The 12,146-nt window shown below is 65.2% G+C and carries 13 protein-coding genes; 4 read left to right on the plus strand and 9 right to left on the minus strand.

What is annotated here, in order from left to right; genetic code table 11:
- Nucleotides 1-47: 47 nt before the first annotated feature.
- The 7 genes from DCN14_RS27900 to DCN14_RS27930 all read right to left on the minus strand — a co-directional run bounded on the left by DCN14_RS27900 (nucleotide 48) and on the right by DCN14_RS27930 (nucleotide 6,461).
- A complete protein-coding gene (locus DCN14_RS27900) occupies nucleotides 48-764 on the minus strand; it encodes an ABC transporter ATP-binding protein (protein ID WP_096502311.1) in 717 nt (238 codons plus the stop codon).
- Entirely contained in the window at nucleotides 764-1,540 is a 777-nt protein-coding gene (locus DCN14_RS27905; protein WP_027785192.1) for an ABC transporter ATP-binding protein, read from the minus strand. Before DCN14_RS27905 ends, DCN14_RS27900 begins: the two co-directional genes overlap by 1 nt.
- Nucleotides 1,541-1,563: 23 nt before the next feature.
- Nucleotides 1,564-2,733, minus strand: a complete 1,170-nt coding sequence (locus DCN14_RS27910; protein WP_096502313.1) for an ABC transporter ATP-binding protein — start codon at nucleotides 2,731-2,733, stop codon at nucleotides 1,564-1,566.
- Nucleotides 2,734-2,752: 19 nt separating this feature from the next.
- Nucleotides 2,753-3,703: a branched-chain amino acid ABC transporter permease gene (locus tag DCN14_RS27915; protein ID WP_096502315.1), complete on the minus strand. Its 951-nt coding sequence runs from the start codon at nucleotides 3,701-3,703 to the stop codon at nucleotides 2,753-2,755.
- A 211-nt stretch (nucleotides 3,704-3,914) separates the two neighbouring features.
- The gene (locus tag DCN14_RS27920) at nucleotides 3,915-4,751 is read right to left on the minus strand and encodes a branched-chain amino acid ABC transporter (RefSeq protein ID WP_096502506.1); all 837 of its coding nucleotides are present in this window, start codon (nucleotides 4,749-4,751) and stop codon (nucleotides 3,915-3,917) included.
- Between the two features lie 271 nt (nucleotides 4,752-5,022).
- Entirely contained in the window at nucleotides 5,023-6,003 is a 981-nt protein-coding gene (ispH, locus tag DCN14_RS27925; RefSeq protein ID WP_096502317.1) for a 4-hydroxy-3-methylbut-2-enyl diphosphate reductase, read from the minus strand.
- A gap of 2 nt (nucleotides 6,004-6,005) precedes the next feature.
- Nucleotides 6,006-6,461 carry a peptidylprolyl isomerase gene (locus DCN14_RS27930; RefSeq protein ID WP_014896285.1) on the minus strand — a complete coding sequence of 152 codons (456 nt, stop codon included), beginning with the start codon at nucleotides 6,459-6,461 and terminating at the stop codon, nucleotides 6,006-6,008.
- 136 nt (nucleotides 6,462-6,597) lie between these two features.
- On the opposite strand from DCN14_RS27930, the gene radC reads away from it, so the two are divergent.
- The 4 genes from radC (at nucleotide 6,598) to nadB (ending at nucleotide 9,778) form a co-directional block, all read left to right on the plus strand.
- The gene (gene radC, locus DCN14_RS27935) at nucleotides 6,598-7,374 is read left to right on the plus strand and encodes a DNA repair protein RadC (protein WP_096502319.1); all 777 of its coding nucleotides are present in this window, start codon (nucleotides 6,598-6,600) and stop codon (nucleotides 7,372-7,374) included.
- A gap of 238 nt (nucleotides 7,375-7,612) precedes the next feature.
- Complete coding sequence (gene rpmB / locus DCN14_RS27940) at nucleotides 7,613-7,846, plus strand: 50S ribosomal protein L28 (RefSeq protein ID WP_004186391.1); 234 nt, start codon at nucleotides 7,613-7,615, stop codon at nucleotides 7,844-7,846.
- A 17-nt stretch (nucleotides 7,847-7,863) separates the two neighbouring features.
- On the plus strand, nucleotides 7,864-8,031 hold the full coding sequence (rpmG, locus tag DCN14_RS27945; protein ID WP_006478046.1) for a 50S ribosomal protein L33: 168 nt from the start codon (nucleotides 7,864-7,866) through the stop codon (nucleotides 8,029-8,031).
- 160 nt (nucleotides 8,032-8,191) lie between these two features.
- A complete protein-coding gene (gene nadB, locus DCN14_RS27950) occupies nucleotides 8,192-9,778 on the plus strand; it encodes an L-aspartate oxidase (protein WP_096502321.1) in 1,587 nt (528 codons plus the stop codon).
- A 93-nt stretch (nucleotides 9,779-9,871) separates the two neighbouring features.
- Here nadB and nadC read toward each other — a convergent pair whose 3' ends face one another.
- Together nadC and nadA are read right to left on the minus strand one after the other, a co-directional pair.
- Entirely contained in the window at nucleotides 9,872-10,753 is an 882-nt protein-coding gene (gene nadC, locus DCN14_RS27955; RefSeq protein ID WP_096502323.1) for a carboxylating nicotinate-nucleotide diphosphorylase, read from the minus strand.
- An 83-nt stretch (nucleotides 10,754-10,836) separates the two neighbouring features.
- On the minus strand, nucleotides 10,837-11,973 hold the full coding sequence (gene nadA, locus DCN14_RS27960) for a quinolinate synthase NadA (RefSeq protein ID WP_096502508.1): 1,137 nt from the start codon (nucleotides 11,971-11,973) through the stop codon (nucleotides 10,837-10,839).
- Nucleotides 11,974-12,146: the final 173 nt, after the last annotated feature.

A 12,146-nucleotide genomic window follows, 5' to 3' on the forward strand; every position in this document is an offset into this window, starting at 1 on the left:
CCGTGTGCGACGCGCCCGGATCCGCCGCCGCGCGCCGCCGGGCCTGCTCATTCACCCAGATACGCGGCCCGCACCTTCGGATCGTCGAGCATCTGCTTCGCGTCGCCTTCCATCGTGACCGTGCCCGAGTCCATGACGTAACCGCGGTCGGCGGCCTGCAGCGCGAGGCGTGCGTTCTGCTCGACCAGCAGCACCGTGATGCCCTCCTTCGAGATCTCGCGCACCACTTCGAAGATCTTCTCGACCATGATCGGCGACAGGCCCATCGACGGCTCGTCGAGCAGCAGCAGCTTCGGCTTGGAGAGAATCGCGCGCGACATCGCCAGCATCTGCTGCTCGCCGCCCGACAGCGTGCCCGCGAGCTGCGACGCCCGCTCCTTCAGGCGCGGAAAGAAGCCGAACATCCGCTCGACGTCCTTCTTGATCTGATCGTTGTCGTTGCGCAGATACGCGCCCATCTGCATGTTCTCGATGATCGACATCCGCGCGAAGATCCCGCGGCCTTCCGGCACCATCGCGAGGCCGCGCTTCAGAAGCTCGTGCGACGGCACGCCCTTGATCGACTTGCCGTCGTACTCGATGTCGCCCGCCGAATACGCCTTGAGACCCGTGATCGCCTTCATCGTCGTGGTCTTGCCGGCACCGTTCGCGCCGATCAGCGTCACGAGCTCGCCCTGACGGACTTCCATGTCAACGCCCTTGACGGCCTGGATGCCGCCGTAGTTGACCTGCAAGCCCTTGATTTTCAACATTGCCGCTGCCATCAGTGCACCCCTGCGCCGAGATATGCCTCAATCACCTTCGGATTCTTCTGCACGTCCTGCGGCAGACCCTCGGCGATCACCTTGCCGTAATCGAGCACCGTCATCCGGTTGCACAGTCCCATCACGAGCTTCACGTCGTGCTCGATCAGGAGAATCGTGCGGCCGTCCGATCGGATCTTGTCGAGCAGGCGCGTGAGTTCGACCTTCTCGGTCGCGTTCATCCCGGCCGCCGGCTCGTCGAGCGCGAGCAGCTTCGGGTCGGTGGCCAGCGCGCGCGCGATTTCGAGACGGCGCTGGTGGCCGTACGACAGGTTGCGCGACGTGTAGTCGGCGTACTGCAGCACGCCGACGTACTCGAGTAGCTCGATCGCACGTTCCTTGATCTCGCGTTCTTCCTGGCGTTCGGCCGGCGTCTGGAACACCGCGCCGAGCAGCCCGTGCTTGGTGCGCACGTGGCGGCCCACCATCACGTTTTCCAGCGCGGTCATCCCGCCGAACAGGCGAATGTTCTGGAACGTACGTGCGATGCCCGCCTTCGCGACCTGGTGCACGGCCGTCGGCGTGTAGTTCGTGCCGTCCAGCTTGAAGTCGCCGGAGTCCGGCGTGTAGAGGCCCGTGATCACGTTGAAGAACGTGGTCTTGCCGGCGCCGTTCGGGCCGATCAGCCCGTAGATCTCGCCTTCGCGGATCTGCAGGCCGACGTCGGACAGCGCCTGCAGCCCGCCGAAGCGCTTGTTCACGCCCTGCACGGACAGTCGGATTTGCTTGTCGCTCATGTGTCTATCCCCTTATCCGTTGGTTAAGCGCGCACCGGCTTCTTGCTGTTGCGCTTCGCCAGTTTCGCGATCTTGTCCTCATGCTTCGGCGCGGGCCACAGGCCTTCCGAGCGGTACAGCATGATGACCACCATCGCGAGGCCGTACAGCGCCTGACGGATCACTTCGGTATCGACGATGTCGTGACCGAACAGCGCGTGCTGCAGCGGGCTCATCGTCGAGCGCAGGAATTCCGGGAAGATCGCGAGCAGCACCGCGCCGAGGATCACGCCCGGGATGTGGCCCATGCCGCCGAGCACCACGCAGGCCAGCACGACGATCGATTCCCAGAACGTGAACGACTCGGGCGACACGAAGCCCTGGAACGCGCCGAACATCGCGCCCGACAGGCCGCCGAACGACGCGCCCATCGCGAACGCGAGCAGCTTCACGTTACGGGTGTTGATGCCCATCGCCTTCGCGGCGATTTCGTCTTCGCGGATCGCCGCCCAGGCACGGCCGATACGCGAGTGCTGCAGACGCGTACAGACCCAGATCACCAGCAGCGAGCACAGCACGAACAGGTAGTAGTACAGGTAGACCGACGGCAGCTGGAAGCCGAACAGCGTATGCGTCTGCGCGAGGCTGAAGCCGCCGATGTGCACCGGATCGATGCCCGTGATCCCCTTCGGGCCGTTGGTGATGTTCACCGGACGGTCGAGGTTGTTCATGAAGATCCGGACGATTTCACCGAAGCCGAGCGTGACGATCGCCAGGTAGTCGCCGCGCAGGCGCAGCGTCGGCGCGCCGAGCAGGATCCCGAAGGTCGCCGCCAGCGCCATCGCGATCGGCACGATGATCAGGAACGGCAGATGCAATCCGCCGGGCGCGAGGTTCGCGATCCACTCGAACTGCGTGGTCAGGTGCGGCGAGCTCAGCAATGCCGCGGTGTACGCGCCCACCGCGTAGAACGCGATGTAGCCCAGGTCGAGCAGGCCGGCGAAGCCGACCACCACGTTCAGGCCCAGCGCGAGCATCACGTACAGCATCGCGAAGTCGAGCACGCGGACCCAGTAGTTGCCGCCAGCCGAGCCGATCACGATCGGTGCCGCGATCACGAGGGCCGCGGTCAGGATGCCGATGGCGACGGTCTTGGCCGTGTTGCGCTGTTCGACGAGCGACGTCGACGATTCGATCGGTTGAATGGATGTCATGTTGTTTGCTCCCCTTCCGTTACGCGCGGTCCGCGACACGTTCGCCCAGCAGGCCCGACGGACGGAACACCAGCACGATGATCAGCACGATGAATGCAAACACGTCCTGGTAGTTACTGCCGAACACGCCGCCCGTGAGGTTGCCGATGTAGCCCGCACCGAGCTGCTCGATCAGGCCGAGCAGCACGCCGCCGACCATGGCGCCGCCAAGGTTGCCGATCCCGCCGAGCACCGCTGCCGTGAACGCCTTCATGCCGGGGATGAAACCCATGTAGAAGTGCACGTTGCCGTATTCGGACGCGATCATCACGCCGGCCAGCGCGGCGAGCGCGGAGCCGATCATGAACGTCGCCGAGATCACGAAGTTCGGGTTCACGCCCATCAGGCTCGCGGTATTCGGGCTTTCCGCGATCGCGCGCATCGCGCGGCCGAGCTTGGTCTTGTGCACGAGCAGCAGGAGGCCCGCCATCACGATGAACGCCACCGCGATGATCACGATTTCGGTCACCGAGATCACGGCGCCCGGCGTCGTGTCGGTGGCCTTGATCACGTTGATCGGATCGGTCGGCAGCAGTTGCGGGAACGGCAGCGGGTTGCGCGACCAGATGATCATCGCGGCCGTCTGCAGCAGGATCGACACGCCGATCGCGGTGATCAGCGGCGCGAGGCGCGGCGCGCGGCGCAGCGGCCGGTATGCGACCTTTTCGATCGCGAAGCCGAGGAATGCGCAGACGACTGCGGCGATGCCGAGACCGATCGTCAGCGTCGCGACGTTGCCGAGTTCGGGGAAGTGGTTCTGCAGCACGGTGATCGCGGAGAGCGCGACCATCGCACCGATCATCAGCACGTCGCCGTGTGCGAAGTTGATGATGCCGAGAATGCCGTACACCATCGTGTAGCCCAACGCGATGATGGCGTACACACTGCCGAGCACCAGCCCGTTGAGGATCTGCTGGACGAAGATATCCATTTAAAGCTCCTTGGCCCGTGCTGCCGGAGGACGTTGCGCCCCGCGGGTAAGCGAGGAATCGCGCCTTCTCGGCGACACTGCGGGTACTAGTCGATACCGGTAAGGGTGGATCGTCCCGGCGCGCGCCGCCCGGCCTGTACGGCCGGACCTGCCGCCGGAGCGGATACAAAAACGGCACCGCACTGTTCCGGTGCCATCATGAGTCCCGTCGCTAAATCGTCACGACATCGAGGACGGTGTACTGGGCCTCCTTGAAGTCGTAGGGCTGCGTGCCGAAACGGCCGTCGTCCGGTTTCCCGAAGTCCGTGCCTTTTTCCGTCCGGGCCGCGATGCAACCCGCAACCGGGCAGATCAGGTTCCGCGCCGCGTCGTCCGCGGGCTCGACCACCTTGGCGGCGCACATGCCATTGCCGCCAAGGGTTTGCGCTCCGATGCCGGACGCCTGCGCCTGCTTCGCAAGCGCGCCGTCCGCCGCCCGCGCGACGCCGTTACCGGCACCGCGAAGACGGCACCCGACTTTCGTCAGGAGTCCATCGGAATCCGTCGAGTGAAACAGCGCGCCTGCCGCAACGCGACGGGACGCGGCGACATGCTGTTTCGTCGAATCGAAATGAATGGGGATCAGCGACATCTGCACGTTGCCTGCGTTGCCCCGAAACCCGGGCGTCCGTCGACCGACGTGCCCCGCCGCGGCCGCATCACGGCCGGCAGCGCATTGTCGGGCCACTCGCGTGCCCGTTACCCGGCTGGCCGCGGCGTCGCCGGCGAGTACTGCGTGCCGTGCCGCCTGCATGCCGAACTTCGGGCCTTGCGCGTTGAATTCCTCGATCGCCAAACGTGCCCCGTTATCCTTGTCTCTGTCCGATTGCGCAATGCGGCACGCCGACAGCACCGCACCACCGGTCGTGGCAGCGCGCACGTCGCTGGCCGCCGGTTCTGCGTGTGCCGCAGTCTCCCTGCCCGCCCCGTCGTCGCTCTTTTTGCTGCAACCGGCAAGCATTGCAACCGGTGCGGCGACGGACATGGCGTAAGCCAACTTCACATGCATCGAGTAGGTCTCCCGCGCCTTGCCAAAACCCGATTTCAAAGCCATTCCGGCTTGAAAACGGGCGCATTGTAACTCCATTTATAGGACGCCAATAATCCTGATTCGATGGGGTTTTCCTGCATTGCAACCAATTTTGAGAGACGCTTGAGCAACGGCATAGCAACCGGGTTGCACCATTAATGTGAATAATGGTTGCGACAGGAGCGATGCGGCGCAAAAAAAAGCGCGCCGGGAGGCGCGCTTCTGGTGTGTCGCAGGTGCGATGCGGCAATCAGGCAGCAGGCGGCAGGTTCAACCCGCGCGGCAGCGGAAACGACACGTTTTCCTCGATCCCGTCGAGTGCGCGGACATGGTGCACGCCGAGTTCGCGCAGCCGCGCGATCACGGCCTGGGCGAGCACTTCGGGCGCCGATGCGCCTGCCGTCACGCCGATGCGGCGCTTGCCGGCAACCCATGCCGGGTCGATCTGGTCGGGTGCGTCGACCATGTACGCGGGCACGCCGCGCTTTTCGGCCACTTCGCGCAGGCGGCTCGAATTCGAGCTGTTCGGGCTGCCGACGACGATCACGACGTCGCACTGCGGCGCCATGAACTTCACCGCGTCCTGGCGGTTCTGCGTCGCATAGCAGATGTCCTGCTTCTTCGGCTCGCGAATCTTCGGATACTTCGCCTTCAGCGCGCCGATGATCTCCGCCGCATCGTCGACGGACAGCGTCGTCTGCGTGACGAGCGCGATACGCTCCGGGTCCGCGAGCTGCAGCTTCTGCACGTCTTCGACGCTTTCGACGAGATGCATGCCGCGCTCGACCTGCCCCATCGTGCCTTCGACTTCCGGGTGGCCTTTGTGGCCGATCATCACGATGTCGACGCCGTCCTGGCGCATCTTCGCCACTTCGACGTGCACCTTCGTGACGAGCGGGCAGGTTGCGTCGTAAATGCGCAGCCCGCGCACGTCGGCCTCGTCGCGCACGGCCTTCGACACGCCGTGTGCGCTGAAGATCACGGTATTGCCTGCCGGCACTTCCTCGAGTTCCTCGACGAAGATGGCGCCCTTCTTCTTCAGATCCTCGACCACGTACTTGTTGTGGACGATCTCGTGACGGACGTAGATCGGCGCACCGTGCATCGCGATCGCGCGCTCGACGATCTCGATCGCGCGGTCGACCCCCGCGCAGAAACCGCGCGGCTGGGCCAGCAGGATTTCGGCATCGGCGGCGACGGACTGTCCGGACAGCGTATCGGTGGGGCTCATGATTACAGGATTCCGATGATTTTCACTTCGAACGTGAGCGCTTGGCCCGCGAGCGGATGATTGAAGTCGAACAGCGCCGAGGTTTCGCTGACTTCCTTCAGCACACCTGCATAGCGGCCGCCGTCCGGCGCGTTGAACTCGATCAGCTCGCCCGGCGTGAAATCGTCGCCGACCATCCCGTTCTCGCGCAGCGTCGACAGCGTCACGCGCTGGAGCATGTCGGGATTGCGAGGGCCGAACCCTTGTTCGGGCGTTAGCTGAAAAGTCGAGTGGTCGCCGACCCGGAGCCCGATCAGAATCTGTTCCAGCGACGGCGCCAGTTGCCCCGCGCCGAGCAGCAGCGTGGCGGGCTTGTCGGAAAACGTGTTGACGATATCGGCGCCGTCGGCCAGTGCAAGCCGGTAATGCAGCGTGACATGGGAACCGGGCTTCACTTCGGATAGATCGATGAGGCTCATGAATTACTCGTGTTCGTCGGCGCCCGAGATGGGCCGAAAGGCCCGGCGCAAAGCCAATATTGTAAGTCACCTGAGCGCGCAGGGCTGAAAGTGCGACGAGGTCGCGCGCACGCCCCGCCGCCAATGGAGTTCGAGCATGCCGTCATCCTGCCTCGCCGTCGCGGCGACCGAATGTCGCGATACCGCCGATGCCCCGGCCGCTGCGGCCCGCCGCACGGCCCCCGTCCGGCCGCGCAAGCGCCGCCCGCGCAACTGGCAACCGAACCTGCCGCGCGAGCGGCTGCTGGAACGCGGGCCGGCCGCGCTGACCGATGCGGAGCTGATCGCGCTGCTGCTCGGCACCGGCGGCGGCGGCCTCGACGTATTCGACAGCGCGCGCGCACTGCTCGCGCGGTTCGGCAACTCGCTACGCGACATGCTCGACGCGGAGCCCGACGTGTTCGCCACGCACCCCGGCATCGGCGCAGCGCGCTCGGCGCTGCTGATCGCCGTGACCGAGATCACGCGGCGCGCGCTGGCCGAAAAGGCGCGCGTGCGGGTGCAGATCGATTCGCCGGGCGCGGTCGAGGACTATCTGCGACTGACGATCGGCACGCGTCCGTACGAAGTATTCGTGACGCTGTATCTGGATGCCCGTCACGGCCTCATCGACGTGGAAGAAAGCGCACGCGGCTCGCTGACGCGGATGGCCGTCTATCCGCGCGAGATCGTGCGCCGCGCGCTGACGCTGAATGCCGCCGCGCTGGTCATCGCGCACAACCATCCGTCCGGCGCGGTGCAGCCGAGCGCGGAGGATCGCCGGCTCACGCGCGCCCTGCATGAAGCGCTCCAGCTCGTCGACGCGAAGCTGCTCGATCACGTCGTCGTCGGCACCGCCGATACATTTTCGTTCGCACGCGCCGGTTGGCTGTAGACTGTGGCCCGGCGACCCGCCCCGGGGCCGCCGCAACGACGATGCGAAATTGGGTTTGATTTTTCTGAACTTTTTCTGCTAGAATCGTCGTCTGTCTTTTTTCCAACCAGTTCTAGCCATCGAAGGGCCTTGTCTGTAAGGGCTTCGGCGTTCTGAGTGCAGCCATGGATCACGTGGCGGTACGATGGAACCTTCATCGGCGATCGAACCCCGAATTTAGCGTATTAGGAGTGCTCTCATGGCACGCGTATGCCAAGTAACTGGGAAAGCGCCGATGAGCGGCAACAACGTTTCCCACGCAAACAACAAGACGAAGCGCCGCTTCCTCCCGAACCTGCAAAACCGCCGGTTCTGGGTTGAGAGCGAAAACCGCTGGGTGCGCCTGCGCGTTTCGAACGCCGGCCTGCGCCTGATCGACAAGAACGGCATCGATTCCGTGCTCGCTGACCTGCGCGCACGCGGCGAAGCCTAAGCCCAAGGAGCACAATCATGGCAAAAGGCGCACGCGACAAGATCAAGCTCGAGTCGACCGCTGGTACGGGTCACTTCTACACGACCACGAAGAACAAGCGCAACATGCCGGAAAAGATGGCGATCAAGAAGTTCGATCCCGTCGTCCGCAAGCATGTGGAATACAAAGAAACCAAGATCAAGTAATCTCCGGTTTCTGCCAGCCTGACGGCGACCAAAAAGCCCCGCACATGCGGGGCTTTTTGTTTTGCGCGCACGTATGGGCCCGACGCGGTATGCTCTCCCCTTTCCGCGGCCACGGCCGACGGAACGCACAAGATCTAAAGCGTAACGATGGAGATGCAGCATGAAATTCGACGTGGCGATCGTCGGCAGCGGCCTGGCAGGGCTGTCGGTCGCACTCAACCTGGCCAGCACGCGACGTGTCGCGCTGATCGCGAAACGTTCGATGATGGAGGGCGCGAGCGATAACGCGCAGGGGGGCATCGCAGCCGTCCTCGACTCCGCGGACAGCATCGAGAACCACGTCGACGACACGCTGGTCGCCGGTGGCGGACTCTGCGACGAAGGCGCGACGCGCTACATCGTCGAACACGGTCGCGAAGCGATCGAATGGCTGATCTCGCAGGGCGTGCCGTTCACGAAGGACGATGCGGCCGAACTCGGCTTCCACCTGACACGCGAAGGCGGCCACAGTCACCGCCGGATCATTCACGCGGCCGACGCAACCGGCCATGCGGTGCTCGCGACGCTGTCCGAGCGCGCGCGCCAGCATCCGAACATCACCTTCTTCGAAAACCACCACGCGATCGACCTGATCACGTCGGACCGGCTCGGCCTGCCCGGCCGCCGCTGTCACGGCCTGTATGCGCTCGACGTCGACAACGACCGCACGATCACGATCGAGGCGCCGCACACGGTGCTCGCGACCGGCGGCGCGGGCAAGGTCTACCTGTACACCACCAACCCCGACACGGCGACCGGCGACGGCATCGCGATGGCGTGGCGCGCGGGTTGCCGCGTGTCGAACATGGAATTCATCCAGTTCCACCCGACCTGCCTGTTCCACCCGTACGCGAAGTCGTTCCTGATTTCGGAGGCCGTGCGCGGCGAAGGCGGCCTGCTGAAGCTGCCCGACGGCACGCGCTTCATGCCGGCGCACGATCCGCGCGCCGAACTCGCGCCGCGCGACATCGTCGCGCGCGCGATCGACTTCGAGATCAAGAAGCGCGGGATCGACTGCGTGTATCTCGACATCAGCCATCAGCCGGAAGCGTTCCTGCGTGAACATTTCCCGACGATCCATGCGCGCTGCCTCGAATTCGGCATCGACATCGCGAAGCAGCCGATTCCCGTGGTGCCGGCCGCGCACTACACGTGCGGCGGCGTCGTCACCGATCTCGCGGGGCGCACCGATCTCACGGGCCTGTATGCGGTCGGCGAAACGTCGTACACGGGGCTGCACGGCGCGAACCGGCTCGCGAGCAACTCGCTGCTCGAATGCCTCGTGATCGGCCGCGCGGCGGCCGAGGCGATCGAGGCGGCCGGCTACGATGCCGACACGCCGGCCACACTGCCCGCCTGGGACGAAAGCCGCGTGTCGGATGCGGACGAGGAAGTCGTCGTCGCGCACAACTGGGACGAACTGCGCCGCCTGATGTGGAACTACGTCGGCATCGTGCGCACCGACAAGCGCCTCGAACGCGCGAAGCACCGACTGTCGCTCTTGCGCGACGAGATCCACGAGTACTACGCGAACTTCCGCGTGACGCGCGACCTGCTCGAACTGCGCAATCTCGTCGACGTCGCGACGCTGATCGTGAAGAGCGCGTATTCGCGCCGCGAAAGCCGCGGGCTGCACTATAGCCGCGACTGGCCGCATACGCTGCCGAAGGCGCTGCCGAGCGTGCTCACGCCGCGCGCGCGACGCTGATCGGGCACGCCCGTCTCCGGGCTGCCGTACCCGAAAAAAAGCCGCTGGCGTTTCGCGCCAGCGGCTTTTTTCGTCAGACGGCATGACTTGCGATCAGTTGACGATCCGCATCGAGTAGTCGGTCGCGCGCACGTCCTTCGTCAGCGCGCCGATAGAGATGCGGTCGACGCCCGTCTCCGCGAACGCGCGCACCGTATCAAAATTGACGCCGCCCGATACTTCGAGCACGGCCTTGCCGGCCGCCACGCGCACCGCTTCGCGCATCATGTCGAGCGTGAAGTTGTCGATCAGCACCGACTGCGCGCCGTGTGCGAGCGCCGTGTCGAGCTGCGCGAGCGTCTCGACTTCGACCTGCACGGGCACGCCCGACTCGAGCGCGAACGCCGCGTCGAGCGCCTCGCCGACGCCGCCCGCTGCCGCGATGTGGTTTTCCTTGATCAGGATGCCGTCGTACAGCGCGAGACGCTGGTTCTCGCCGCCGCCGACCCGCACCGCGTACTTCTGCGCGAGCCGCAGGCCCGGCAGCGTCTTGCGCGTATCGAGAATCTTCGCGCGCGTCCCTTCGACACGATCGACGTAACGGCGCGTCGCGCTCGCCACGCCGGACAGCAGTTGCAGGAAGTTCAGCCCGTTGCGCTCGGCCGTCAGCAGTGCGCGCGCCGGCCCTTCGAGTTCGCAGACGGTCGAATCCGGCGACATCCGGTCGCCTTCACGATAGCGCCATTGCACGACGATCGACGGATCGATCCGTGCGATGACGGCCTCGAACCACGGCACGCCGCACAACACCGCTTCTTCGCGCACGATGATGCGCGCATGGCGACACTCGCCGGCCGGCACGAGCCGCCCGGTCTGGTCGCCAGTGCCGACGTCTTCGGCGATCGCATCGGCGACGTTGCGCGCGATCGCTTCGTCGAAGGCCGCGCCGTATTGCGCACGAACGCTGTCGAACAGCGGCGAGACTGCCGTGGTCATGCCGCCTTCCGCCGGGCCGCCTCCAAGGACGGTGGCCGCCCCCTCGAGGAGCAGCGAACGAACGTGAGCGTGGGGGCTGTTCATTATGCCGCCCCCACGTTCGCAAACAGTTGCTGGTCGCGCTGCAGATCGCCGCTCGCCTGCACGCGTTTCTTGTGCGCGGCCGCGAAATCGAGCATCCGGTCGATCGGCAGACGTGCACGTTCGCCGATCGCGGGATCGACGAAGATCTCGTTGTGACCGCGCTCAAGCACGTCGGCGAGATTCGCGAGGCCGTTCATCGCCATCCACGGGCAATGCGCGCAGCTCTTGCAGGTCGCACTGTTGCCGGCCGTCGGCGCGGCGATGAAGGTCTTGCCTGGCGCCGCGAGCTGCATCTTGTGCAGGATGCCGAGATCGGTCGCGACGATGAAGTGCTTCGCGTCGAACTTCACGGCTGCGTCGATCAGCTGCGTCGTCGAGCCGACGACGTCCGCCTGCGCGACGACGTTTTCCGGCGACTCGGGGTGAACCAGCACCTTCGCGTCCGGATATTCGGCGCGCAGCAGGTCCAGCTCGATGCCCTTGAATTCGTCGTGCACGAGGCACGAACCCTGCCAGAGCAGCATGTCCGCGCCGGTTTTCTTCTGGATGTAGCTGCCGAGATGGCGGTCGGGAGCCCAGATGATCTTCTCGCCGCGCGCATGCAGGTCGGCGACGATCTCGAGGCCGATCGACGACGTGACCATCCAGTCGGCGCGCGCCTTAACCGCGGCGCTGGTGTTCGCGTAGACGACGACGGTTCGGTCGGGATGCGCATCGCAGAACGCGGAGAATTCATCGACCGGACAACCGAGGTCGAGCGAGCAGGTCGCATCGAGATCGGGCATCAGCACGCGCTTGCCCGGGCTCAGGATCTTCGAGGTTTCGCCCATGAAGCGCACGCCGGCGACGACGAGCGTCTGCGCATCGTGATCGCGGCCGAAGCGGGCCATTTCGAGCGAATCGGCGACACAGCCGCCGGTTTCGTCGGCCAGTTCCTGCAATTCGGCGTCGACGTAGTAATGGGCGACCAGCACGGCTTTTTCACGCACGAGCAGCGCCTTGATGCGCGCCTTCAGTGCGGCGCGTTCTTCGGCGGACGGTGCATCCGGCACTTTGGCCCATGCCTGCCCGACGCCACAAACGGTCCCTGCCGAGACCGGCCGGTCGTACTCGACGGATTTGATCGTCGATTGCATCTCCATATCTCCTGTCGACCGGAGTTAGCGCTTCAGCGCTTACTTCGGTCCCATGCTTCGCGGTCGACCCGAGTCAGCCCTTCAGCGCTTACTCCGGTCCCATGCTTCGCGGTCGACCCGAGTCAGCGCTTCAGCACCTACTTCGGCCCTATCCCCTACGCTCGCCCCCGGGG

It is taken from the genome of Burkholderia sp. IDO3 (genome assembly GCF_003366075.1).
GTDB classification, from domain to species: domain Bacteria; phylum Pseudomonadota; class Gammaproteobacteria; order Burkholderiales; family Burkholderiaceae; genus Burkholderia; species Burkholderia anthina.